Raw genomic sequence first — 25,435 nt, forward strand, 5'->3', positions numbered from 1 at the left:
CACTTGGAGCGACGGATGAGAGTCTCGCGCCTGCGCCCCGCCCTGGCCCGCGCCACAGCCGCCTCGGCCGCCCTGCTTCTGTCCCTGGCCATTCCCCCCTCCACGGCCCACGCCGAGGCCGGCCCCGACTCCCTGGTCGTGCGCACCGACCGGGGCTGGGTGCGGGGCGCGGCCGTCCACGGCGGCGGACGGGTCTTCCACGGGATCCCGTTCGCCGCCCCGCCGACCGGTGAGCTGCGCTGGCGTCCGCCGCGGCCCGCGGCGCGGTGGTCCGGCATACGGAAAGCCACCGAACCGGCCCACCCCTGTCCCCAGTTACCGCTGACACTGCTCCCCGACGGCGGCCCCGTCCTGCCCGGCGAGTCCAACCGCACCGGCAGCACCGTGGAGGACTGCCTGTACCTCAACGTCCGCACACCCGCCCGCGGCAGCGCCCGGCCCCTGCCCGTCCTGGTGTGGCTGCACGGCGGCGCCAACGCGTACGGCGCGGGCAGCGACTACGACGGCGCCGCGCTGGCCGCGCGGGGTGTGGTCGTGGTGACGGTCAACTACCGCCTCGGAGCACTGGGGTTCCTGGCCCACCCCGCACTGTCCGCCGAGAACGCGGACCACGCCTCCGGCGACTACGGCCTGATGGACCAGCAGGCCGCGTTGCGCTGGGTGCGGCGCAACATCGGTGCCTTCGGCGGCGACAGGAACCGGGTGACGCTGGGCGGCCAGTCCGCGGGATCGGCGGACACCTGCCTGCACGTCGCCTCGCCGACCGCGAAAGGCCTGTTCCACCGGGTGATCCAGCAGAGCGGAGCCTGCGCCGGGGGCGGCGGTCTGACCCCCCTTCCGCCCGCCGCGGCCGAGCGGAAGGGAAGCGACTTCGCGGCCTCGGTCGGCTGCACCGACCCGACGACCGCGGCGGACTGCCTGCGGGCCGTGCCCACCACCGAACTCATCCGCGCCACCGGGACGGGGACCGCCTCCCTGTGGGCCCCGAACACCGGCCCCCGGATCCTCCCCCGCTCTCCGCACACGGCGTGGGCCGAGGGGCGGGTGAACGCGGTCCCGACGCTGAGCGGCAGCACCCATGACGAATACCGCTACTTCACCGCGCTGTACGTGGATCTGCTCGGCGGCGGCCCCCTGACCCCCGACTCGTACGCCGCCCTCATCAGGCTCCAGTACGGCGACCGGGCTGCCGCGATCCTGGACACCTACCCCGCCTCGGCGTATCCGTCTGCCAACCTGGCCTACTCCGCCGTCAACACCGACCAGCGGTTCGCCTGCCCGGCACGGGCCGACAGCCGGCTGTACAGCGGCCGGGCGCCGGTCTACGCCTACGAGTTCGCCGACGCCCAGGCGCCGCCCTTCATCCCGGCACCGCACACGCCGCAGGGCTCCTTCCACGCTTCCGAACTGGCTTATCTCTTCCCCACGGAGGCGCTGGCGCCCCTGACACCCGCGCAGCGGCGGCTGTCCGCCACGATGACCGCCTACTGGGCCCGATTCGCCGCCACCGGCGACCCCGGCATGCCCGGAACCCCGCCCTGGCCGCGTCACACGGCCGACGGCGACCGCGTCCAGGTGCTGTCCCCGGGCCGGGTCGGCCCGACGACCCGGTTCGCGGCCGACCACCACTGCTCGTTCTGGCAGCCCGGCCCCGTTCCGCGGGGAGTCGTGCGATGACAACGGCAGTCGCCCTGTTCCGGTCGGGGCACCGGACGCTACGGCAGGGCCCGGACGCGGTCGGCCTGCCGGTACGGGGGGTCATTCCCTGTTCGCGACGCCACGGGAGGGGGCGTCCCGGCCGGGGACGTGTCCCACCGGAACGCCGTGGTGGCTCGCCAGCGCCAGCAGCGCCACGCGTAGCGGTCCGGTCTCCAGAACCGCGTCCGGCTCGAACCAGCGGGCCACCACGGTTCCGGCGGCCATCCTCAGGGTGAAGCGTGCCAGCTCGTCCGCCACCTCGGGGCGGTCGCGCAGGGCGAAGACGGAGCTCAGCGAATCCCGGGCCCAGGCCACCAGCGCGTCGCGGTATCGACGCACCTCGGCCAGGGCCGCCGCGCTGGCGTCCTGCTGCACCATTCCCAGCCCCAAGAGCAGCTTCACGCCTCGGGGTTGACGCCGGAACGCGCTCCCGACCTCCGCGAGAAAGGTGTCGAGACGCTGCGCGACGTCGGCGCCCGGCACCTCGGCCTGGGGCAGGGCCGCCAGCAACGCGGTCCTGGCACGCCCCAGCACCGCCACGTAGATCCCGTCCTTGCTGCGGAAGTGCCAGTAGATCGAGCTGACCGGCAGTCCGCACGCGGCGGAGATCATCGAGATGGACGTGGCGGCGTAACCATGACGCGCCATCAGGTCGCCGGCGGTGTCCAGTATCGCGTCACGGGACCGCGCTCCGCGGTCCAGGGCCGGTGCCTCCGTCATAGGGCCGACTCTAGAGCAGGCACCGGCCCGACGGTGACGGGTTCGGTTCTCCCGGGGGAGTCCCCTGGCCAGGTGTGGAACCGTAGCCGGAGACGCCGGTTGTCCAGGAGGTGCCGCTCGTCCTGACCCATGCGCGGATCATGTCACGGCGGCCGCAGAGCTCGATCAGCGTGGTGTGCGGGGCGGCAGCCGGTGCAGTTCCACGTCCGTGAGCAGGCCGTCGGCGACGGTGGCGGTCATGTACGTGCAGTGGGGCTGCCGGCGGCGGTCCGTCGGGGAGCCCGGGTTGAGCAGGCGCAGGCCGGTGGGGGCCGTGGTGTCCCAGGGGATGTGACTGTGGCCGAAGACCAGCACGTCGACGTCGGGGAAGCGCGCAGCGCAGCGCTGCTCCCGGCCCTGCCTGGGACCCGTCTCGTGGATCACGCCGAAACGCAGGCCGCCGAGGTCCGCGTGCGCCACCTCGGGCAGCCGGGCGCGCAGGTCCGGGCCGTCGTTGTTGCCGTACACGGCGACGAGCCTGCGGCAGCGGTCCTCGAGCAGGTCGAGGGTGGCCGTGTCGACCCAGTCGCCGGCGTGGAACACCACGTCGGCCTCGGGAATCTCGGCCAGCAGCCGCGGGGGCAGCTCCCTGGCCCGCTTCGGGAGGTGGGTGTCGGACATGAGGAGCAGTCGCACGCTTCCAGCCTAGCCAGAGGCCGCCGGCTCTTCCGTCCCGGTGCTCACTTGACCGCGAACAGACAGACGGGGCACCTGAGTTGCCCGCCCACGAGATGATCACGGCCCGGTCTCGAAAGGTGGGTCGGCGTTCCCGGCCGGGTTAGCATCGGGCAACCAGCAGTAGGACATCTACGGCAAGCGACCCGAAGGGGCCCGGAAACCCGATGCCGGTCAAGGTCAGCGTCATCGTCCCCGTGTACAACCCGGGGATCTACATCGAGGACTGCATCGCCTCACTGAAGAGGCAGTCGCTGCCTCCCGACGAGTACGAGGTGATCTTCGTCGACGACGGCTCGACCGACGAGACCCCGGCCCGGCTCGACGCGCTTGCCGCCGAGGACCCCCGGATGAAGGTCATCCACCAGGAGAACTCCGGCTGGTCGGGCAAGCCCCGCAACGTCGGTATCGAGGCGTCCCGGGGTGAGTTCGTCATGTTCGTCGACAACGACGACTACCTGGGCGACGAGGCGCTGGAGCGGATGTACGACTACGGCGTGGCCAACGGCGCCGACGTCGTCGTGGGCAAGATGGCCGGCAAGGGCAGGGGGGTGCCGGTGGAGCTGTTCCGCCGCAACCACCCGCGCGCCACCGTCGGCAACGCGCCGCTCATCGACAGCCTCACCCCGCACAAGATGTTCCGCCGGGCGTTCCTGGACCGCATCGGCCTGCGTTTCCCCGAGGGCAGGCGGCGCCTGGAGGACCACGTCTTCATCGCCGAGGCGTACCTGCGCGCGGAGAACGTCTCCGTGCTGAGCGACTACGTCTGCTACTACCACATCCGGCGCGACGACGGCTCCAACGCCGGCTTCGAACGCTTCGATCCCGTCGGCTACTTCAAGAACCTCCGCGAGGCCCTGGACGTCGTCGAGCGGTACACCGAGCCCGGTCCGGTGCGGGACAAGCTCTTCCGCAGGTGGCTGCGGGTGGAGATGGTCGAGCGGCTGCGGGGCCGGCGCTTGCTGAACCTGCCGGACGACTACCGCAGGGAACTCTTCACGGAGATCCACCAGGTCGTCGTCGAACGGTTCGGGCCCGGCGTCGCGGCCGGGCTGCAGCCGGCACAGCAGGTCGTGGCAGCGCTGACCGCGGCCGACCGGTACGACGACGTGGTGGCCTTCGCCCAGTGGGAGGCCGGGATCGCGCCCGAGGCGGCCCCCGGGCACGTGGAGTGGCGGGACGGCGCTCTCAGCATCGGTTTCACGGCGGAGTACAGGTCGGGTGACCGGCCGATGACGTTCCCGGCCGATGCCGGGGCGGCACCGCTGGACGACACGCCGAAGGACGTGCGGGAAGCGGTGGAGTGGGTGTCCGCGCAGAGCGCCGTGCGCTTCGGGCAGGCCACCGCCGACCTGCTGCTGCGGGAGCGGTCCAGTGCCGCACAGTACTTCCAGCCCGTGCGCTTCACCCGGGAGACCGTCCCGGCCGGGGAGGGCGAGGAGGTCCGGCTGGTGCTGCGGGCGACCGCCACCGTCGATCCGGCGGCTCTGCCGCGTGACGGCGCCTGGGACGCGTTCGTGCGGGTCAAGCTGGGCGGCTGGACCAAGGAGTGCCGGCTGGGCCCGGCGCCGCGTGAGAGCCGGCCGGCGCCGGAGGCGGGGGTCGTCGGGAGCCGCACGGTCCTGCCGTACTGGACCCAGCCGCACGGCAACCTCTCCCTGGAGCTCGGTACCCGGGGCAAGCGGCTGGGGCTGGGTGGTGTGAAGCAGTCCGACGTCTCGGTCTCCGGCGGGCGTTTCCGCGCGCTGCTTCCGCTGCACGTCCCGGGCGACACCGAGGTGCGGCTGCGGTTCGTCTCCGCACACCGGTACTTCGACGCGCCCGGCACGCTCTCCCCCACGGCGCAGGGGTCGGGGGCACTGCTGGGGGCGGCGCTGCCCACCGAGGATCTCTCACGCGACACCTGGCGGGTGGCGCTCTGCCTGACCCCGTCCGCCCCTCAGCCGCGCTTCACCGGCCTGCCGTTCGCGCTGCGCGCCGCCGCCGGGCAGGTCCTGGTGGTGCCGGTGCCGGGTCCGGGTCTCGCCCTGCGAGTGGCCCGTGGCGCCCGGCGTGTGCTGGGTGCAGCGCGCCGCAGGGCGATTCCCCGCCTGAGGGCCGGGAGGCGCTGACGTGCCAGGCGGGTGCGCGGCCTGTCCGTGACGCCCGGGGCCACTGCGGGCGGCGCGCGCAGCGCCTGAGGGCGGTACGCGTGTCCGGGCGGGGCGCGCACCCCTCCCGGACACGCGGGGGCGGCTGACCGCGACCTGCCGTGCGTTCACACGACGCCGGCCACAGCAGCGCGACCGGCGCAGACCGGAAGGGTTCTTTGCGCCGCGGCGGCCCGGCCGGCGTTCCCGGAGCCAGCCGCTCCCGGCTCGCGGCGGCGATGACCGGGTGCCGGGCTCCGGCGAAGGCCGCCTGGGGCGGCAGCGCCGGGTCCGGTCCGGCCGCGGACCGGCCCGGGATCGCCGGCTGCTCGGCCAGGTCGTCCTCCTCGACCGGAGCCGTACGCGGTGGGCGACCGGGGATCGCACTGTGCGGCGACGGGACCCGCCCGTGCTCCGGAGCAGTTGCCGGCCGGCCTCGCCCGCCTACGGGCAGACGCCGGCGCACGGCGGGGGAAGCCGGCCCGCTGCCGGGCCCCGCCTCCGGGCGCGTGGCCGTGCGCGCCGAGGCAGGCCGCGGCGCCGGCCACCCCCGGGCGGTGGCCGGCGCCCGGGTCAGCGGCTGACGCCCACCTGTTCCAGGGAGCGGCGCAGGGGCTCCCAGCCGACGGAGCGGGGCAGGCCGCGGTTGCGGGCCTGGGCCAGGGGGCGCCAGAAGCCCGCTTCCAGGAGAGCCTCGGGGCGGACCGCTCCGGCGCGCTCCAGGATCGCCTCGGGGACCTTCTGCGGGTCGGGCACCTTGTACTCGGCCATGATCTCGTCGTACTTGTCGTGCAGCACCCGGTTGTTCGGGTCGGCGCCGAACACCACGAGCTGGCCGGTGGGCGCGGTGTCGACCTGGACGGTCACGAGGTCGGGGCGGTAGCGCGCCAGAACCTCCGTGATCTTGTAGACGTCACCGGTCCAGGCGTTGGTGTGCCGGTCCCGGGCCGCCTCGTCGATGCTGCGCGGCAGCATGTCGTCGAGGACGATCACGCTTCCCCAGTCCGAGTACTTCTCGACGTTCATGAAGTCGCGCAGCGCGAACTCGAACAGATGCATGCCGTCGATGAACGACAGGTCCAGCGTCGTGCGGCGCCAGTAGCCGATCGGGCTGCGGCCGCGACGCAGGTTGCGCAGCGGGTGACGGCCGCCCTTGAGGTGCTGGAGCGGATTGTCCCGCGCGAAGAAGTCGTCACTGGTGGCCTTCACCAGGTGGACGTCGCACCTCAGCTCCGAGACCACCTTGAAGGCGGGGTCGATCGCGATGCTGGGGACACGGGACAGGGTCAGGCTGCGGCCGTCGTTGACGCCGATCTCCAGGTAGTTGCGGTTGGCGCTGACCTTGTGCAGTTCCCGGAGGAACTCATGGCGTTTCACGAAGAGGACTCCTTGCGGATACGGGGCATTGCTTCGTGCAGGGCGGAGCGCCAGTCGCGTAGCGGCGGCAGGCCGATCTCCTGCCACCGGCTGTGTGCGAGGGCGCTGTACGCCGGGCGGGGCGCGGGCCTGGAGAAGGCCGCGCTGGTGGTGGGACGCACCCGGTCCGGGTCGGCGCCGACGAGGAAGAACACCTCGCGGGCCAGCTCGTACCAGGTGGCCTCGCCGGAGTTGGTGGCGTGGAAGACGCCGTGCGCGTCGGGGCCGATCCGTACGCCGAGATCGGCGATCCGCTCGGCGACGTCGGCGCTCCAGGTGGGCTGCCCGCGCTGGTCGTCGACGACGTCGACGGTGTCGCGGCGGGCTTCGAGACCGATCATGGTCCGCACGAAGTTAGCGCCGTGTACCCCGTAGAGCCAAGCCGTGCGCACGACCGCGCTTCGCCCGGGCAGTTCCTCCAGCACGGCCAGCTCCCCGGCCAGCTTGGTGCGGCCGTAGGCGGTGCGCGGGTCGGTCGGGTGGTCCTCCGGGTAGGGGGCGGTACGGGTCTCACCGGAGAAGACGTAGTCGGTGGAGACGTGGATCAGGCGGGCGTCGCGCGCGGCGCAGGCCCGGGCCAGCAGGCGCGGCCCCTCGCCGTTGATCTCCAGGGCGCGGGCCTCGTCCGTCTCGGCGTCGTCGACGGCCGTGTACGCGGCGCAGTTCACGACGAGGTCGGGCCGGTGGTCCGCGACGGCGCTGTCGACGTTCTCCGGCCGGGTGACGTCCAGGGCCGTCCGGTCGAGGGCCACCACGTCCTCGCCGCGCCGGGTCAGCTCCAGGGCGACGTCGCGGCCGAGCATTCCGCCGGCTCCGGTGACCAGCCACCTCATGCGCGCTCCTCGGTGACACGTCGCTTCAGGGGTTCCCACCAGGCGCGGTTGTCGCGGTACCAGGCGACGGTGTCGGCGAGGCCGCCCGTGAAGTCGTGACGCGGCCGGTAGCCGAGTTCGTCGCGGGCCTTGGACCAGTCGACGGAGTAGCGCAGGTCGTGGCCCTTGCGGTCCTCGACGTACTCCACCCGGTCCCAGTCCGCGCCGCAGGCCTGGAGGAGCAGTCCGGTGAGTTCCCTGTTGGTGAGTTCGGTGCCGCCGCCGATGTTGTAGACCTCGCCGGGCCGGCCCTTGGTGCGGACGAGGTCGATGCCCTGGCAGTGGTCGTCGACGTGCAGCCAGTCACGGACGTTGCGGCCCTCGCCGTACAGCGGCACCTTGTGGCCGTCGAGGAGGTTGGTGACGAACAGCGGGATGACTTTCTCGGGGAACTGGTGCGGGCCGTAGTTGTTGGAGCACCGGGTGACGCGCACGTCCAGGCCGTGGGTGCGGTGGTAGGACAGCGCGATCAGGTCGGAGGAGGCCTTGGAGGCCGAGTACGGCGAGTTCGGCTGGAGCGGGTGGTCCTCCGGCCACGAGCCGGACTCGATGGAGCCGTAGACCTCGTCCGTGGAGACATGCACGAAGGGGCCCGTGCCGTGGCGCAGGGCGGCGTCGAGCAGGGTCTGGGTGCCCAGCACGTTGGTGCGCACGAAGTCGGCGGCGCCGGTGATCGAGCGGTCCACGTGCGATTCGGCGGCGAAGTGCACGACCTGGTCCGCGTCGGCCACGAGCTTGTCGACCAGTTCTGCGTCGCAGATGTCGCCCTGCACGAACTCCAGCCTGGGATGGCCGAGTTCGAGGTTGTCGAGGGTGCCGGCGTAGGTGAGCTTGTCCAGCACGGTGACGCGCGGCGCGTCCGGCGCGTCCGGGGCGAGCAGTAGGCGGGCGTAGCGGGAGCCGATGAACCCGGCGGCTCCGGTGACGAGGACGTTCATGAAGTGATCTGCACCTTGCTGTGGTCTCCGAGGACGAAACGGTGGGCGCTGGGGACACTCGGGGCCGGGGTCACCTCTACATGCCGGCCGATCAGGGAGGACTCGATCCGGCCGACGCCCTGGATCGAGGAGTCCCGCAGCACGATGGAGAACTCGAGTTCGCTGTCGGTGATCCGGCAGTTCTCGGCGACGGAGGTGAAGGGGCCGACGTAGGAGTCGCTGACGAGGGTTCCCGAGCCGATGACGGCGGGCCCGACGATACGGGAGCCCACGATCCGCGCGCCCTCTTCCACGACCACGCGGCCGATGGTCTCCGAGGCGTCGTCCACGTCGCCGTCGATCCGCCGTTCCACGCCTTCGAGGACCGTGCGGTTCACCTCGAGCATGTCGCCGACGTTGCCGGTGTCCTTCCAGTAGCCCTTGACGAGCGTGCAGCGCACGTCCGCCCGGGAGTCGATCAGGTGCTGGAGGGCGTGGGTGATCTCCAACTCGCCACGCCAGGACGGCTCGATGGCGCGTACCGCTTCGTGGATCAGGGGGGTGAACAGGTAGACGCCGACCAGGGCGAGATCGCTCTTGGGCCGGTCGGGCTTCTCCTCGAGGCCGATGACCTGGCCGGAGGCATCGAGTTCGGCGACGCCGAAGGCGCGTGGGTCGGCGACTCGGGTGAGGAGGATCTGTGCGTCGGGCCGGTTGTGGCGGAACTCGTCGACGAGGCCGGTGATGCCGCCGACGATGAAGTTGTCGCCGAGGTACATGACGAAGTCGTCGTCACCGAGGTAGTCCCGGGCGATCAGTACCGCGTGCGCCAGCCCGAGGGGCCGCTCCTGGGGGATGTAGGTGACGTCCAGGCCGAACTTCGACCCGTCGCCCACCGCTTCCCGGATCTCGTCCGCCGTGTCCCCGACGATCATGCCCACGTCGGTGATGCCTGCCTCGGCGATCGATTCCAGCCCGTAGAAGAGCACGGGCTTGTTGGCCACTGGCACGAGTTGTTTGGCCGACGTGTGTGTGATCGGCCTCAGTCTTGTTCCTGCGCCGCCGGACAGCACGAGAGCCTTCATTCGGCTCACCTTAGTGCCGATCCGACGGATGTGAACATCACTTCGTCAGTTGTCGGCGCCCTGAGTTGATCAGTTCGTCACCGCGCGGCCCCGGGGGGAACCGTCAGTCCTCGCCCCTGACGATGTTCCAGTCCGGCTCGGAGCGCGTGGTCCGGGTGGCGGCCCGGTCCTCGACGGCGGGGAGGCAGGTCCGCGGCGCGGCCTTGCCGCGCAGGCGGCGTGCTCTCGACCAGCCGGTCTCGGGCCGACGGACGGGCTTGTCACTGGTGTCCATGGTCGTCACGACTCATCATCTTCCTTCTGCATCCGCTGCCTGTTCGAGTGCCCCGGAGCAAACCGAACAAACCCGGGGTGTGACGCCGCGCGGATGCTCCGAACTCCCCTGCGCCGTTTGCCTGTTCTCCCGCACAGGACGGTCCCGCGCACGCTGTGTGCGCGGGACCGTACGGGGAGGGACGCCGCCGTCAGGTGTTGGGACGGGCGGCGCTGATGTCGCCGAGCGCCGACTCCGGCTCGCGCTCCACGGCCATGTCGCCCAGGGAGACGATGCCCACGGGGCGTCCGTGGTCGACGACCGGGATGCGGCGCACGGAGTGCTCTCGCATCAGCCGCACCGCCTGCCCCAGGTCCTCGTCGGGGCCGACCGTGACCACCTCGTCACTGCACGCGCCGGCCACGGCGGTCCGCTCGGGGTCACCGCCCTGGCTGATCGACCGGACCACCAGGTCGCGGTCGGTGACCACCCCGCGCAGGTCGTCACCGTCCGTCACCAGGATGACGCCGAGGTCCTCGTCACGCATGATGCGGGCCACCTCGGCGACGGAGGTCTGCGGCGCGACCGTGGCCGGATCGCCGGTCATGATGTCGCGGACAAGCTGAGCCATGTCGTTCCTCTTCCTTCGGCTCCTCGCGGGTTTCTCCGTCTTGCGCCGCCCGGGTACCCGGTGATCCGCACCGGTCACCCGGTGTTCGCGGAGACGTTCACCGCCCCAGCACCAGCTCCGCCCACACCTGTTTGCCACCGCTGACCGGCAGGGTGCCCCAGGTCGCGGACAGGGCCTCGACGAGGAGGATGCCGCGGCCGCCCGTGGCCTCCCAGCCGATGCTGGTGGGCCGGACCGGCGAGCGGGGTGAGGCGTCGGCGAGGGCGACGCGCAGGCGGTTGTCGACGAGGGTGAGGTCCATACGGACCCGGCCGTCGGTGTGGACGAGGGCGTTGGTGACGAGTTCGGAGACGACAAGGAGCACGGCGTCGACATCCTCGGTGACGCCCCAGGAGCGCAGGGTGCGCCGGGCGAAGCGGCGGGCGTGCCCGACCGCCTGCGGCACCCGCCACACCGTCCAGCTCTCCCGCAGCGGGCGCAGCTCCATGCCGTCGTAGCGCATCAGGAGCAGGGCGACGTCGTCGCTGCGCGGGGCGTTGCCGAGGAGGGCGTCGGCGATCAGGCCCAGGTCACCGGGGGCGGCGTCGGCCAGCTGCCCGGCCAGACGGTCCATGCCCTCGTCGATGTCGGCGTCGGGCGTTTCGACGAGCCCGTCGGTGACCAGGGCGAGCAGGGTGCCGGGCGGGAGCCGCAGCGGGCTCATCGGGAAGTCGGCCCGGCTGATCACTCCGAGGGGCGGGCCGCCCTCGGCCTCGGCGATCTCCGTCGTGCCGTCGGGATACCGCAGTACCGGCGGGAGGTGCCCGGCGCGCACGCACCAGGCCGCGCCCTCCTCCAGGTCGACGTCGACGTAGGCGCAGGTGGCGAACAGGTCGCTGTCCATGTCCGTGAGGAGCCGGTTGGCGTGCGCCACCACCACGTCCGGCGGGTGCCCTTCGACGGCGTAGGCGCGCAGCGCGGTCCGCATCTGGCCCATCAGGGTGGCGGCGCCCGCGCTGTGGCCCTGGACATCGCCGATGACGAGGGCGACGTGGTTGTCGGGCAGCGGGATGACGTCGTACCAGTCGCCGCCGAGTTCCAGCCCCGCCGTGCTGGGCAGGTAGCGGGCGACGGCCGCCGCCCCGGGCAGCTCGGGCAGGCGGCGCGGCAGCAGCTGGCGCTGGAGCATGCCGACGAGTTCGTGCTCGGCGTCGAAGGCGCGGGCCCGTACCAGGGCCTGTCCGGCGAGCCCCGCGCAGGCGGTGAGCAGGGCGCGCTCGTCGGCACCGAAGTCGTGCGGACTGTCCCAGCCGATCAGGCAGACCCCGGCCATGCGGTTCCCGGCGGGCAGCGGCAGGACGGCCAGACCGCCGGGGCCGACCTCCGCCAGGGCGCGTTCCAGTGGGCTGCCGGCGGGCCAGATCCGGGCACGGCCCTCGCGCAGGGCGGCGGCGAGGGTGGGCATGGCGCGCACGGGCGCGTCGGGCCACTCGGAACGCCATTCCGTGCGCCACAGCTCGGGCCATGCCTCGGGGCCGGGCGGATCCAGAACCGTGACGACGAGCCGGTCGGCCTCCAGCTCGGCGAGCGCGATCCGGTCGGCCCTGAGCGGCCGGCGCAGCGCGGCGACCACCGCCTTGCCGACGTCGCGGACGGTGACGGCGGTGGCCAGCGCGGTGGCCAGTCGCTGGACGCGGGCCACGTCGGTGACGTCGGAGCGCAGCGTGGAGGCGTCGGCGACGGTGCCGACGAGCCGGACGGGGCGGCCCTCCCCGCCGGGCAGGAGCCGTCCGCGCAACCGGAGCCACCTCGGCGGCCCGGTGGGCTGGAGCACGCGGAACTCCAGCTCCCGGTCCCCGATCGACATGTGGTCCGCCTCCACCACGGACATCAGTGAGGGCAGGTCCTCCGGCACGGTCATGCCGAGCAGGGTCTCGACCCGGCCGTCGAACTCCACGGGGTCCAGGCCGAACAGGTCCAGCAGGTCGTCACCGACGCGGACGCGGCCGCTGTCCATGGCGAGGCTGAAGGCGCCGGGTGGCAGGTCACCGCCCTCGGTGAGCGCCGCCGGGGTGGGGAAGGCGACCGCCTCGGAGACGAGTTCCAGGCACTCGCGGTCGTCGGTGCCGAACCCGTCGGGGCGCTCGCTGACGGCGAGGAGACAGCCGCCGCCGTCCCCCTGTACGGGCAGGGCCATCAGGTGGAAGTCCCGTGAGGGCACGCGTCGCGCCTGGGCGTGCTCGGCGAGCTCCCGCGGGCCCAGCGACACCGGCCGTCCCTCGCGGTGGGCCGCGGCGACCGGGGACCGGCCGGCGCGGGGGTAGCTGTCGCGCAGCCCGTACAGCGTCCGCGGTACCCCGGCCGACTCCGCCAGGCACAGCAGCTCGCCGTCCTCGCTGGGCACGTACACGGCGACGAAGGCCGCACCGGCGAAGACGAGGGCCTGTTCGAGGACGCGGCGCACCCGCTCGGGTGACTCCTCATCGACCGCGATCGCCTTGAGGGCACCTTCGACCCGCAGCGTTCGCGTTCCGCGTGCCTGGGCGCCCTCACTGACCACGTTGGCCATTACAGCGCTTATGAGACACCTGCGCAGCCCCTGTGAGCATTCCGTGGAGCCGGCCCACCTCGTGATCGAAAGGGCATCGAACACGTCTTTACGCATGCGTTCCGCACAGGGTTCTCGTGACAGCCGTGACTGTTGGCCCCCGTTGTGTGGCTGGAAAGCTCGGTGCTCGTCACGGAGGGGGACGCATGGACAAGCGGTACGAGGTGTACGCGCTCGCCGACCGGCATTTCTACGAGACGCCGGACCGGCTGGCGGGGAGCGGTCAGGGGACGGCGGCGCACCTCTACGAGACGGCCGGCCGGCCGGTGCCCGACGGCTGGGAGGCGGCCCGGATCGGCGACTGGCTGACGATGACGCCGCTCGGCACGGACGGCGAGCCGCTTCCCGGCCCGGCGCAGGGCTGGAAGATCCACGCCTCGGCCACGCGGGCGAACGCGGAGAAGATCGCCGGGATCGTGTGGGACTACTGCGTCGAGCGGCGCGTCCCCTTCAAGTTCGTGCCGGGACCGCACCTGCTGCACCTGCGCAACACCAAGTACGCGCCCCGCGACGGCAGCGGCAAGTTCGTCACCGTCTATCCGGCCGACGAGGAGCAGCTACAGCAGGTCCTGCGCGAGCTGGGCGCGCTGCTGGAGGGGTTCGAGGGGCCGTACATCCTCACGGACCTGCGCTGGGGGGAGGGCCCGCTGTACGTCCGCTACGGCGCCTTCGCACGCTCCTTCGTGGTGGACGAACGGGGCTCGCTGGTGCCCGCGGTACGGGACGGCGAGGGGCGGCTGGTGCCGGACCGGAGGTCGCCGTCCTTCCAGGTACCGGAGTGGGTGACGCTGCCGGCGTTCCTGCAGCCGCACCTGGACGCGCGCAACACCACGACCCTCGGCGAGCTGCCGTACCGCGTCGAGAAGGCGCTGCACTTCTCCAACGGCGGCGGTGTGTACGCGGGCACCGACACCCGCGACGGGAGCAAGGTCGTGCTGAAGGAGGGCCGGCCGCACGCGGGGCTGGCCTCGGACGGCGCCGACGCGGTCGCCCGGCTGGAGCGGGAGAAGCGGGCACTGGAGCGGGTCGCGGGGACGGGCGTCGTCCCGGAGGTCCGCGACTGGTTCGAGCTCGGCGGCCACCGCTTCCTGGTGATGGACTTCCTCGAGGGCCGTCCGCTCAACTCGTTCTTCGCGGAGCGGCACCCGTTGCTGGCCCAGGACCCGGACCCCGATGCGGTCGCCTCGTACACGGCGTGGGCGCTGCGCATCCACCGCAAGGTGGAGGAGGCCGTGGCCGCGGTGCACGCGCGCGGCATCGTCTTCAACGACCTGCACGTCTTCAACATCATGGTCGCGCCGGACGAGGAATCGGTCTGCCTCCTCGACTTCGAGGCCGCGGCCCCGGCGGAGGAGAGCGGCCGCCAGGTCGTCGCCCACCCCGGCTTCTTCGCACCGCCGGACCGCCGGGGCGCCGCTGTCGACCGCTATGCGCTGGCCTGTCTGCGGCTGGCCCTGTTCATGCCCGTGACCACGCTGTTCGTGGTCGACCGCGGGAAGGCGGCGCATCTGGCGGAGGTGATCTCCCAGGAGTTCCCGGACGTGCCTCGGGAGTTCCTCGACGAGGCGGTCGCGGAGATCACGGGGGAGAGGCCGGGCCGTACCGTGGCCGCCTCCTCCTCGCCGGTGGACCCCGGCGACTGGCCGTACAGCCGGGACTCGATGGTCAAGGCGATCCTCGCCTCGGCCACCCCGGAGCGGGAGGACCGGCTCTTCCCGGGGGATGTCGCCCAGTTCTCGGACGGCGGCGGGCTCGGCATCGCCCACGGCGCGGCCGGGGTGCTGTACGCGCTGGACGCGATCGGCGCCGAGCGGTACGAGGAGGGCGAGCGCTGGCTGCTGGCGCGGACCGCGCCGGCCCCGGTGGGCACCCCGCTCGGCCTGTACGACGGGCTCGCGGGCGTCGCACTGGTCCTGGACCGGCTCGGCCACCGGCAGCGGGCACTGGACCTGGTCGAGGGCATCCTCGCCGAGCGCTGGCAGAAGCTCTCCTCCGACCTGCACGGCGGACTGGCCGGACTGGGCCTCGTCCTGGGCGAACTGGCCCGTACCACGGGCGAGACGCAGTTGCGCGAGCGGGCTGACGAGGCGGCGCGGATCCTCGTGGGACGGCTCGCCGAGCCGCTGCCCGCCACCGCGCGGCGGCGCGCCGGACTCATGCGGGGTGCGACCGGTTCCGCGCTGCTCATGCTGCGGCAGTACGAGTGGACCGGCCAGGCGGCGTGGCTGGAGGCGGCGGCCGTCGCCCTGCGCCGGGATCTCGAGTCCTGTGTGACCCGCGAGGGCGGGGAACTGGAGGTCGACGAGGGCTGGCGGACCCTGCCCTACCTCGGCGACGGCAGCGCGGGGCTCGGCATGGTCCTCGACGACCTCGTGGCCCACTCCCCTGACACCGCAGCGGAGTTCGAGGCGGCCCGCTCCGGCGTGCTCACCGCGGCCACCTCCCGCTTCTACGCGCAGCCCGGTCTTTTCCAGGGCCGCGCGGGAATGATTCTGCACCTCAGCCGCACCACCACGCCGGGCGCGACCGCGGACCGGCTGGCCGGGCAGATCACCGGACTCGGCTGGTTCGCGATGGCGTACGAGGGCCAACTCGCCTTCCCGGGACACCAGATGATGCGGCTCTCCATGGACCTCGCCACCGGAACGGCAGGGTGCCTGCTGGCACTCGGCGCGGCCCTCGACCCGGCGACCGACGCCCACCTGCCGTTCCTCCCGCCGCCGAACCGGCGGCCCTCACAGACGCGGTTCCGCGATCCGGCGGAGTCGTGACACCACCCCGTCCCCACGGATGACCACGGACGGACAAACCGACGGAAGGACACACCATGGCACTTCTCGACCTGCAGACGATCGAGACCGAGGAGCGGACGTACACCGGCGGCGCCAGCACCGCGAGCCTGCTCTCCTGCGTCAGCGCGGCGAGCGTTCTGCTCTGTCTCTGACCGCGTCTGCGGCAAGGTTCCGGGCGGTTCCTCCCTTCGGGGAGGGGCCGCCCGGGGCCCGTCCCGTCCTACGAAAGGCCCGTATGACCACGCGTGCCGACGACGACCGGGCGGCCGGGCACGCGCGCTCGCTGCTGCGTGCGGCCACCCGGCACAGCGGGGCCCGCTGTGTGGCGCTGTGTCTGGTGAGCGTCACCGCGACCGGTGCCGAACTGCTGCTGCCGGCCGCTCTGGGCCGGGCCCTCGACCTGTTGCTGGCGCACGACCGGGCGACCCGCTGGGTGCTGTACTGCGCCGGTCTCGTGCTGCTGCTCGCCGTGCTGGACGCGGCCCAGACCGTTCTCACCGGCACCGTCGACGCCCGCAGTACCGCGTGGCTGCGCCGTCGGCTGACCGGTCATGTCCTGGGCGTCGGCCCGCGGGCCGCGGACCGTTTCGGCGCCGGTGACCTCGTCGCGCGCATGGTCGGCAACGCCGCCGAGGCCGGAACCACTCCAGCGGCCCGTGCGGCGCTGCTGGCCGCCCTCGCCGGGCCCGTCGGCGGTGTGGTCGCGCTCGGCCTGATCGACTGGCGGCTCGCGGCCGTCTTCGTCGCCGGGGCCCCCGTCCTGACTCTTCTGCTGCGCGCCGTCGCCCGTGGCACGACGGAGAGCGCCACGCGCTACCAGCAGGCCCAGGGCCGGATCGCGGCCGCCCTGGCGGAGGCCGTCGAGGGGTTCCGCACCGTCCGGGCGGCGGGTACGGAGGCCCGGGAGACGGCCCGAGTGCTGCGGCCCCTGCCGGGACTGTCCGAGGCCGGGCACCGCATGTGGCGGGTCCAGGGACGAGCCGCCGCACAGGCGGTCGCCGTGGCACCGCTGCTGCAGCTCGGGGTCGTCGCCGTGGCCGGAGTGCTGCTCACCCGGGAGCACCTGTCGGTGGGCGACGTGCTCGCCGCCTCGCGGTACGCGATGCTCGCGACGGGCATCGGCGTGCTGGTGGGGCGCCTGGCGGGCCTGGCGCGGGCGCGGGCGGCGGCCCGCCGCCTCGCCGAGGTCGAGGCCGAGCCCGCCACCGCGTTCGGTGCGCGCCGCCTGCCGGACGGCCCCGGACGGCTGGAACTGCGCGGTGTGACCGCCCGGCGTGGCGGACGCACCGTGCTCGACCAAGTGGACCTCGTCGTACCCGGTGGCACGACTCTGGCCGTGGTCGGCCGGTCGGGCGCGGGCAAGTCACTGCTGGCCGCGCTCGCCGGGCGGCTGTCCGACCCGGACGCGGGCGAGGTGCTTCTCGACGGTGTGCCGCTGCGCGAACTGGCGCACGACGACCTGCGCCGTGCCGTCGGCTACGCCTTCGCCCGCCCGGCTCTGCTGGGCGGCACGGTCGGGCAGGCGATCGGCCTCGGTCTTGCGGACCCCTCCCCCGACCGGATCCGTGAGGCGGCGCGCACGGCCCTCGCGGACGACTTCGTGCGCCGGCTCCCCGACGGCTACGACACGACCGTCACCGACGCCCCGCGCTCCGGCGGCGAGTCCCAACGGCTGGGTCTGGCCCGGGCGTTCGCGCACGGTGGCCGTCTGCTGATCCTCGACGACGCGCTGTCCAGCCTGGACACCGTGACGGAACGCCACATCACCGACGCCCTCCTCGGCGACGGTCCGGGCCGCACCCGGCTCCTGGTCGCCCATCGCAGCGCCGCGGCCGCGTGCGCCGACACGGTGGCCTGGCTGGACGAGGGGCGGGTGCGCGCGGTGGGGCGGCACGAGGAGCTGTGGCGATTCGCGGAGTACCGGGCGGTGTTCGGGGAGGGGACGGACAGCGCCGGAACCGGTGCCGAAAGGAGCGTGCCGGCGTGACCGCCACCGGTATCCCCGCCCGGGGCCTGCGCTTCCTGCTGGACCGCCGAAGGGTCCTGCTGCGGCTCACCGCCTGGTCAGTGCTGGAGACCGGGCAGACGTTCCTGCTCGGGTACGGGCCGGCCCGCGCTCTGGACGACGGGTTCCTGCGGGGGCGGCCGGAGGCCGGGCTGATCTGGCTCGCGGTGACCGGGCTCGGTGTGCTGATCGGCTCGTACGGGACCGCGCGGGTCTACGCCGCGGTCGCCGCGCTGGTCGAACCCTTCCGGGACCGGCTCGTGGAGCGGGTGGTCTCCCGCGGGGTGCGGACCGGTGACGCGGGTTGCCTGTCGGGGCTCACCCAGCAGGTGGAGATCGCGCGGGACACCTTCGCGGGGCTGGTCATGGTGTCCCGCTCCTTCGTGTTCACGGCCGCGGGCGCGCTCGCCGGTCTGTTCACGCTCGCCCCGCCGCTGCTGCTGGTGGTGGGGCCGCCCCTGGCAGCCGGGGTGGTGCTGTTCGCGGCGACGCTGCGGCCGCTCGCCCGGCGGCAGGAGACGTTCCTCGTGGCGGACGAGGCCCTCGCCGGACAGCTGGGTGCCGTCTGCCCGGGCCTGCGGGACATCGCGGCGACCGGCGCCGAGGCGCACATCGCCGCCGCCACCGGTGAACGGGTCGAGGCGGAACTGCGGGCGGCACGCGCCCTGGCCCACTGGGGCGTGCTGCGGGTGGCGTCCCTGGCGCTCGGCGGCCAGGTGCCGATCGTGCTGCTGCTCGCCGCCGCCCCGTGGCTGCTGACTCACGGCGGTGTCACCACGGGCGCCCTGGTCGGTGCCCTCGCCTACGTCACCCAGTCCCTCCTGCCGGCCCTGCGCAACCTGATCCACGGCCTGGGCACCAGCGGCTCCCGCCTGACGGTGGTCCTGCGCAGGCTGGCGCCGACTGCCACCGACCCGGGCGCCGGAGACGCCGCCCACCCGGACGCGCCCGCCCTCCCAGCCACCGGCACGGACCACGCGGCCACACCCCACCGGGACGGACCGCCTTCCCGCCCCGACGCCGGCACGTCACCCACCGCCACCGCCTACCCGAACGGGCCACTGCCCCCCGTCGGCACCACCCGCCCAGACAGGCCGCCCTCCCTCGCCGGCACCGACACAACCCACCCGAACCAGCCGTCCTCACCCCCCGGCACACCCCACCGGAACCGACCGCCCTATCCCGCCGACGCCGACACGCACCGCACCCGCAGCTGCCCGTCGGATGCCACAGCGACGCCCCGCGACGCCGCCACGGCACGGCTCGCAGGCCCGGGCGGCGGACGCTCCGCCGATGTACCCCCGGCCCTGTCCCTCTCCTCCGTCACCTTCGCCTACGGCCCCGCCAGCACCCCCGTCGTCCAGGACCTCGACCTCAGCCTTCCGCAGGGCTCTCACCTCGCCGTCGTCGGTCCGAGCGGTACCGGCAAGTCCACGCTCACCGCCCTCGTCGCCGGGCTCCTCACGCCGGACCGGGGCACGATCACGGTGGGCGGGCACGCCGTGCCCGGGCCGGAGGCCGTCGCCGCACGCGTGCTCATCCCGCAGGAGGCGTACGTCTTCGGCGGCACCCTGGCGGAGAACCTCGCGTACCTGCGCCCGGACCGGGTCACCGAGGACGAACTGCTGGCCGCGGCCGAGGCGGTCGGCCTCGCCCCGCTGGCCGGCCGGCTCGGCGGCCTCGGCGCGTGGATCGACCCGGCGGCGCTGTCGGCCGGCGAGCGGCAGCTGGTCGCGCTGACCCGGGCCTATCTGTCGAACGCCCCGCTCGCGCTGCTCGACGAGGCGACCTGTCACCTGGACCCCGAGACGGAGGAGCGCGCCGAGCGGGCGTTCGCCGCGCGGCCGGGCGGGACCCTCGTGGTCGTCGCCCACCGCATCAGCTCCGCCCGCCGCGCCGGCCGTGTTCTGGTCATGGACGGCCCGAACACGGCGTGCGGCGGCCACGAGGAGCTGATGCGTTCCTCGGCGCTGTACCGGGACCTCGTCGGGAACTGGACACCCGCTTCGTCCCGGCGGCGGTCAGAGCCAGCCCTGTCCCTGCGAGATGCGGATCGCGTCGACCCGGTTGCGGGCCCCGGTCTTGCGGGTGATGGCCGCCATGTAGTTGCGCACGGTCCCGTGGGACAGGTGCAGGCTTCCGGCGATCTCGGCGATGGAGGCTCCCTCGGCCGCGAGGGATAACACGCTCAGTTCTCTTCGGGTCAGCGGCATCTCGGCCGCCTTGAGGAAACCGAAGCCCAGGGAGTCATTGACGAAACGTTTCCCCTCGGCGACCGCCCGTATCCCGGCCAGCAGGTTCTGCGGCGACCCTTCCTTGTCGACGTAGCCGAGCGCCCCCGCCTCCGCCGCCCGCCTCAGCAGGCCGGGCCGGTTCGCGGTGGCGAGCACGAGTAATCGGGGCCGCATCCGGTCCGGCCCGGGACGGCACAGCTCGCCCAGCGGAGGGATGCCGTAGGAGTCCGCGCACTCCAGGTCCGCCGCGCAGACGTCCGGCCGCACGGAACGCAGCATGCCGGGCGCCCCGCTCCACGACGTGGCGTGCACCGCCAGATCGGACTCCCCCCGCAGCCACTCCGCCAGCACCGATCGCACGAGACACTCGTCGTGCACCAGAAGCACCCGGATCACTGCCACCCCCTCGGCTCGTCATACATTCCCTTGTCCTGTTGAGCGCGTGCCCCATTGTTCGTGATCGTGACCCTGCGTGGGCGCGAAGAACCGGCCATCAGGGTGCGAGGGGGCGCACGTGTGGCGCTCATACGCCCGTCCGCGCTTCGGCTTCGGCGGCATGAGCGACGGCTTTCGGGGTACGTCGGCGCCTTCGGCGAGGCCAGGCACTGTGACCGTTGGTAACCGAACGGCTTCTCGGTCGGCGCTCGCCGTGCGCGACGGCCCGCCAGGGGGGAGATTTGTTCCGGGGCCAGGTCGCGCGGCCGTGCGAGGAGGTGGTCGGCGTGTCCGACGGGCAGTCGTCCGCGCAGGCGCCGGCAGCCGCCAGGACGCCGGTCGGCCGCCCCGTGCTGTCCCTTGCGCTGGCTTCGATGATGGACGAGGTGCACGCCCACTCGGGCGCGGTGTACCTGCTGTCGCCGGACCAGCCGGTGCTGGAGATGGCGGTGATGGCCGGGCTGCCCCGGGCGTTCGCGGCGCCCTGGGAGCGGGTGGGGCTGAGCGCCCCGATCCCGGTCTCCGACGCGGCGCGCGAGCGGCGGCTGGTGTGGGTCGGCGGCGAGGAGGAGATGGCCCGCCGCTATCCGCGGATCGCGGTCGTGCTGCCCTACCCGTTCGCGCTGGCCGCGGTTCCGGTCGCCACCGAGTCCGCCGTGTACGGCGCGGTCTTCGTGACCTGGCCGGGCGCGCACCCGCCGGAGCTCTCGGATCGGGAACGCGAGCATCTGGTCGCGGCCTGCGGCCGGCTCGCGGTGCGGCTGGAGCGGGCCGCCGAGCACAGCGTCCCGCCGCACCCCGAGACCGATCTGCTCGCCTCGCCCCTGGTGGGCGGGATGGCAGGCACCCTCGGCACGGTCGAGGCGGCCCGGATGGTGAGCCGGCTGCCGTACGGACTGGTCTCGCTGGATCTGCACGGGCGGATCGGCTTCGTCAACGCGGCGGCGGCCGAGCTGCTGAACGTCCCGGTCAGCCGGCTGCTCGGCACCCAGCTCTGGGCGTCGGTGCCGTGGCTCAACGACCCGGTGTACGAGGACCGGTACCGGGCCGCGTTGCTGAGCCAGCACACCGCCTCGTTCGTGGCGCTGCGCCCGCCCGGGGAGTGGCTGTCGTTCCGGCTGTATCCGAGCACCACGGGCCTCAGCGTACGGATCACCAGGTCCCGGGCCGTGTCGGAGATGAACCGGGCCGTGCCGCCGGCCGACGGGAAACCGTCCCGGCTGGTCACCATGTCGCAGGTGCTGGACCTGGCCGGCGCGCTCACCGAGGCGGTGGGGGTGCAGGACGTGGTGCAACTGGTCGCGGACGAGATCGCCCCGGCCGTGGGCAGCCAGGCCCTGGTCGTCCTTGGCTCACGGGCCAACCGGCTGCGCGTACTCGGACATCGCGGGTACCGGGACGCGCACGTGGTGGAGCGGTTCGACGGGATGCCGCTGTCCGAGCCGACCCCCGGCACGCAGGTGCTGCGCACGGGCGTGCCCGCGTTCTTCGAGTCGCAGGAGGAGCTGGAACGCCTCTACCCCGCGCGGCTCGCGACACCCGACGGGTTCGCCGCCTGGGCCTATCTGCCGCTGATCGCCCAGGGCCGGACGGTGGGGACGTGCGTGCTCTCCTATGCCGAGCCGCACCACTTCCCCACGGAGGAACGGGCGGTGATGACCAGTATGGCCGGACTCATCGCCCAGGCGCTCGAGCGGGCGCTGCTCTACGACGCCAAACACCGGCTCGCGCACGGCCTGCAGGAGGCGCTGCTGCCGCACTCCCTGCCGTCGTTGCCCGGTATCGAGGCGGCCGCTCGCTATGTGCCCGCCACGCAGGGCATGGACATCGGCGGAGACTTCTACGACGTGGTGGCCGCGCAGGGCAAGGCGGCGGCGGTGATCGGGGACGTACAGGGCCACAACGTCACGGCGGCCGGGCTGATGGGGCAGGTCCGCACCGCGGTCCGCGCGTACACGGCGGTGGGTCAGGCGCCCGAGGAGGTCATGCGCAGCACCAACCGGCTGCTGCTCGACCTGGGCGCCGACCTGTTCGCCAGCTGCCTGTATCTGCGGCTCGACCCGGCGCACGGACGGGCCGTGATGTCGCGGGCCGGTCATCCGCCGCCGCTGCTGAGACGGCCGGACGGGCGGGTGCGCGTCCTCGACCTGGCCGGCGGCCCGCTGCTGGGCGTCGACGCCTCGGCGGTGTACCCGACGACGGAGGTCGCCCTCGCCCCCGGCTCCCTGCTCGTCCTCTACACGGACGGTCTGGTCGAATCCCCCGGCACGGACTTCGAGGAGGCCCTCGCGGAGCTGGGCGGGCGGCTGACGGACGCCGGGGAGCAGCCGCTGGACGAGCTGGCCGACAGCCTCGTCCACCAGGAGCGGCACCGTACGGACGGGGAGGAACGGCTCGACGACATCGCCTTGTTGCTGCTCAGGGCCCTCGAATAGGGACATGGCCGAACACCGGTGTGCCGGCCCGGTCCCGCCAGGAAGGGGGCGGGACCGGGCCGGCGTCATCGGACCGGCTGCCGACGTGCCGGGGTCAGCGGGACTCGGTCAGGCCGGAGTTGTCCTCGACGCCCTGGCCCTGGCCCTGGCCCTGACCTTGCCCCTGGCCCTGGCCCTGGCCCTGGCCGGCTCCGGCGCCCGCTCCCTGGCCGGCCTGCTCACCCGCACCGGCCTCTTCGCCACCGGCCTCTTCGCCACCGGCCTGCTCGCCGGCACCGGCCTCCTCGCCACCGGCCTGCTCACCCGCACCGGCCTCCTCGCCACCGGCACCGGCACCGGCGCCCGCGCCGCCACCCGCGCCGAGGGTCGCGCCGACCGCCTCCAGGGCCGTGGTGACCGGCTGGAAGAACGTCTCGCCACCGACGGTGCAGTCACCGCTGCCGCCCGACGTCAGGCCGATCGCGAGACCGTCCTGGGTGAACATGGAACCGCCGCTGTCGCCGGGCTCGGCACAGACGTTGGTCTGGATGAGACCCGTGACGGTGCCCTCGGGGTAGTTCACCGTGGCGTCGAGGCCGAGCACCTGACCATCGGACAGTCCGGTGGTGCTGCCCATCCGGAAGACCTCCTGGCCGACGGTCGCCTCCGCGGCCTCGGTGATCTGGACGGTCTGGTTGCCGGTGTTGACCTCGCTGGGCGCCTCGGTCGCCGGGTCGTCGTACTTCACGAGTGCGAAGTCACCGTCGCCCGGGAAGGTGGACTGATCGACGGTGGCGATCGGCTGACCGCCCTGGGTGTCCGACCACTCGTTGCCGCCGAGGGTGCAGTGACCGGCCGTCAGGAACGCGGGCGAACCGTCGGCGGCCGTCACGTTGAAGCCGAGGGAGCAGCGCGAGCCGCCCGCGAAGATGGCGTCACCGCCCGAGACGAACGGCTTGAAGGTGCCCGCCGACTTCTTGATGGTGGCCATGCCGGAGCCGAGGCTCCGCACGGTGCTCTCCAGTCTGTCCCACTTGGCACCGGTCACGGTGCTGTCGGCGGTCACCAGGAGCTTGTTGGTGCGCGGGTCGATCGACCACGAGGTGCCCGCGATGGTCGCCTTGGACTTCAGCGTCGACGCACCGTCCTGGAGTTCCGACCAGCTGTTCTCGACCTCGCGTACCTTCGCGCCGGCCGCCTTCGCCTGCACGATGACGTTGTTGTTGTCGCCCGGTACGACGTTGACGACGAGCTGCTTGCTGTCGCTGTCGTAGTAGGAGCCGCCGAACGCCTCACCGAGGAGCCCGGAGAGCTGCGAGGCGAGATCCGAGGCGTCGCCCGCCTTCAGAGTCTTCGGCGCTGCCGCCGCGTCGCCGGACGAACCGTCCTGCGACGCGTTGGCGTTGGGGAGCAGGATCGCGGCCGCGCCGAGCGCCACCACACCGCCCGCCGCTATCGCGGCCTTGCGCTTCGGAATTCGCTTGTGACTCAAACTTCTCTCCTCCTGGGGACGGAGTATGTGCCGCCGTCCGGCAGCTGCTGGGGGGCGCCTGGATGGCTGTTGGTACGCACGGGCCGCACGGGGCGTTCAATTCCGTTTGCAAGTGATTCCGTTCGCATCGCCGAATCAGCCAGCTCCCGCCGCCTGCCCACCGACCGCACGGTCTGCGACTGCCCTGGTCACAGGGGCCGGACCCAGAGGGCGGCCAGCCGACCGCCGGCGGCTCCGCGGCCGGATGACGGCCCTTCAGCGGCATGCCCGGACCCGGCACCCCCGGAGCGGCACAGTCCGTATCCACCCGGGAACGATCTGTTGCGATCGTCGAGTTGAATCCCGCCTCCAGCGAATCTCCACACCGAAAACGCAACCCGGTCACCGGACAGAGAGTTATCCACACGCCACTCGCGCCGGTCACGCCTTTTGGGGCGGGAGTGCCGGATTCGCCGCGCCGAGGGACAAGGGATCGAATGAGCCGATGCCGTGGCCGGTGTGAAGAATTCGCCACTGTAGCGTGCACATACCTGCACGCTTCGGTGCCTGTGGTTCGCAAGTTGCCTGGTGAGACGCCTGGTTGATTGGAAGCCGTCGCCCGCAGCGTGCTTTGATCCATCGCACCGCGGGAGCCACACAGGGCATTCGGAAACGGGAGTCCTGCGCTCGCGGTCGCGGCCGTCATCTGTCCCCAGAGGGGGCCGCTCCCCCCTTGTGAGATATCCATATGAAGGGAAGTTCCATCATGAACTCCACCCCCCAGGTTGAGACCGTCGAGATCGCCGACGCCGAGCTCGACGCCGTCTCCGGCGGCCTTTCCGTGAACGCCGTGAACACCGTCACCGACACGGTCAACGGCATCGCCCCGGTCTCCGGCGTGGTCGACACCGCCGTCGGCACCGTCGAGGGCGTCACCGGCCTGAACACGGCCCCGGTCGCCGGCCTGGTCTCCGGTCTCTGATCGAGCCTTGTGCCGTTGAGGCCCGGAACCGCAGCCGGCGGTTCCGGGTTCTTCGGGTGCCGTGACGACTCCCGTCACGG

General features: G+C 72.9%; 18 protein-coding genes and 1 pseudogene. 8 read left to right on the plus strand and 11 right to left on the minus strand.

Annotation, left to right across the window (positions count from 1 at the left end; translation table 11 throughout):
• Positions 1-15: 15 nt before the first annotated feature.
• A complete protein-coding gene (locus tag IE212_RS03525; RefSeq protein WP_190196189.1) occupies positions 16-1,677 on the plus strand; it encodes a carboxylesterase/lipase family protein in 1,662 nt (553 codons plus the stop codon).
• 81 nt (positions 1,678-1,758) lie between these two features.
• On the opposite strand, the gene IE212_RS03530 is transcribed toward IE212_RS03525, so the two are convergent.
• Positions 1,759-2,418, minus strand: a complete 660-nt coding sequence (locus IE212_RS03530; protein WP_190196190.1) for a TetR/AcrR family transcriptional regulator — start codon at positions 2,416-2,418, stop codon at positions 1,759-1,761.
• Between the two features lie 165 nt (positions 2,419-2,583).
• Entirely contained in the window at positions 2,584-3,093 is a 510-nt protein-coding gene (locus tag IE212_RS03535; protein ID WP_190196191.1) for a metallophosphoesterase family protein, read from the minus strand.
• Between the two features lie 206 nt (positions 3,094-3,299).
• Between IE212_RS03535 and IE212_RS03540 the strand changes: the two genes are divergently transcribed.
• Positions 3,300-5,243 carry a glycosyltransferase family 2 protein gene (locus tag IE212_RS03540; protein WP_190196192.1) on the plus strand — a complete coding sequence of 648 codons (1,944 nt, stop codon included), beginning with the start codon at positions 3,300-3,302 and terminating at the stop codon, positions 5,241-5,243.
• A 591-nt stretch (positions 5,244-5,834) separates the two neighbouring features.
• Here IE212_RS03540 and IE212_RS03545 read toward each other — a convergent pair.
• The 7 genes from IE212_RS03545 to IE212_RS03575 form a co-directional block, all read right to left on the minus strand.
• Positions 5,835-6,638 carry a class I SAM-dependent methyltransferase gene (locus IE212_RS03545; protein WP_190196193.1) on the minus strand — a complete coding sequence of 268 codons (804 nt, stop codon included), beginning with the start codon at positions 6,636-6,638 and terminating at the stop codon, positions 5,835-5,837.
• Entirely contained in the window at positions 6,635-7,510 is an 876-nt protein-coding gene (gene rfbD / locus IE212_RS03550) for a dTDP-4-dehydrorhamnose reductase (protein ID WP_190196194.1), read from the minus strand. Before rfbD ends, IE212_RS03545 begins: the two co-directional genes overlap by 4 nt.
• Positions 7,507-8,487: a dTDP-glucose 4,6-dehydratase gene (rfbB, locus tag IE212_RS03555; protein WP_190196195.1), complete on the minus strand. Its 981-nt coding sequence runs from the start codon at positions 8,485-8,487 to the stop codon at positions 7,507-7,509. Before rfbB ends, rfbD begins: the two co-directional genes overlap by 4 nt.
• The gene (locus IE212_RS03560; RefSeq protein ID WP_190196196.1) at positions 8,484-9,551 is read right to left on the minus strand and encodes a glucose-1-phosphate thymidylyltransferase; all 1,068 of its coding nucleotides are present in this window, start codon (positions 9,549-9,551) and stop codon (positions 8,484-8,486) included. Before IE212_RS03560 ends, rfbB begins: the two co-directional genes overlap by 4 nt.
• 103 nt (positions 9,552-9,654) lie before the next feature.
• Positions 9,655-9,834: a hypothetical protein gene (locus IE212_RS03565; RefSeq protein WP_190196630.1), complete on the minus strand. Its 180-nt coding sequence runs from the start codon at positions 9,832-9,834 to the stop codon at positions 9,655-9,657.
• Positions 9,835-10,015: 181 nt separating this feature from the next.
• A complete protein-coding gene (locus IE212_RS03570) occupies positions 10,016-10,435 on the minus strand; it encodes a CBS domain-containing protein (protein ID WP_190196197.1) in 420 nt (139 codons plus the stop codon).
• A 97-nt stretch (positions 10,436-10,532) separates the two neighbouring features.
• Positions 10,533-12,983: a SpoIIE family protein phosphatase gene (locus IE212_RS03575; protein ID WP_190196198.1), complete on the minus strand. Its 2,451-nt coding sequence runs from the start codon at positions 12,981-12,983 to the stop codon at positions 10,533-10,535.
• Between the two features lie 185 nt (positions 12,984-13,168).
• Here IE212_RS03575 and lanKC point away from each other — a divergent pair, with 185 nt between their 5' ends.
• The 4 genes from lanKC to IE212_RS03595 all read left to right on the plus strand — a co-directional run bounded on the left by lanKC (position 13,169) and on the right by IE212_RS03595 (position 20,002).
• Entirely contained in the window at positions 13,169-15,793 is a 2,625-nt protein-coding gene (gene lanKC, locus IE212_RS03580) for a class III lanthionine synthetase LanKC (protein WP_190196199.1), read from the plus strand.
• 56 nt (positions 15,794-15,849) lie between these two features.
• Complete coding sequence (locus IE212_RS03585) at positions 15,850-15,966, plus strand: SapB/AmfS family lanthipeptide (RefSeq protein WP_190196200.1); 117 nt, start codon at positions 15,850-15,852, stop codon at positions 15,964-15,966.
• 83 nt (positions 15,967-16,049) lie between these two features.
• Entirely contained in the window at positions 16,050-17,801 is a 1,752-nt protein-coding gene (locus IE212_RS03590) for an ABC transporter ATP-binding protein (RefSeq protein WP_190196201.1), read from the plus strand.
• The gene (locus IE212_RS03595) at positions 17,798-20,002 is read left to right on the plus strand and encodes an ATP-binding cassette domain-containing protein (RefSeq protein WP_308430171.1); all 2,205 of its coding nucleotides are present in this window, start codon (positions 17,798-17,800) and stop codon (positions 20,000-20,002) included. Before IE212_RS03590 ends, IE212_RS03595 begins: the two co-directional genes overlap by 4 nt.
• Here IE212_RS03595 and IE212_RS03600 read toward each other — a convergent pair.
• Positions 19,925-20,455: pseudogene (locus IE212_RS03600) on the minus strand (LuxR C-terminal-related transcriptional regulator); the annotation flags it as partial. The gene IE212_RS03595 and the pseudogene IE212_RS03600 sit on opposite strands and share 78 nt — an antisense overlap.
• Positions 20,456-20,766: 311 nt before the next feature.
• On the opposite strand from IE212_RS03600, the gene IE212_RS03605 reads away from it, so the two are divergent.
• The gene (locus tag IE212_RS03605; RefSeq protein WP_190196203.1) at positions 20,767-22,923 is read left to right on the plus strand and encodes a SpoIIE family protein phosphatase; all 2,157 of its coding nucleotides are present in this window, start codon (positions 20,767-20,769) and stop codon (positions 22,921-22,923) included.
• 94 nt (positions 22,924-23,017) lie between these two features.
• Here the strand turns inward: IE212_RS03605 and IE212_RS03610 are convergent, their stop codons facing one another.
• Positions 23,018-24,394 carry a S1 family peptidase gene (locus IE212_RS03610; protein WP_190196204.1) on the minus strand — a complete coding sequence of 459 codons (1,377 nt, stop codon included), beginning with the start codon at positions 24,392-24,394 and terminating at the stop codon, positions 23,018-23,020.
• 745 nt (positions 24,395-25,139) lie between these two features.
• Here IE212_RS03610 and IE212_RS03615 point away from each other — a divergent pair.
• Entirely contained in the window at positions 25,140-25,355 is a 216-nt protein-coding gene (locus IE212_RS03615; protein WP_190196205.1) for a type A2 lantipeptide, read from the plus strand.
• Positions 25,356-25,435: the final 80 nt, after the last annotated feature.

Source organism: Streptomyces djakartensis, assembly GCF_014651075.1.
Lineage (GTDB): Bacteria > Actinomycetota > Actinomycetes > Streptomycetales > Streptomycetaceae > Streptomyces > Streptomyces djakartensis.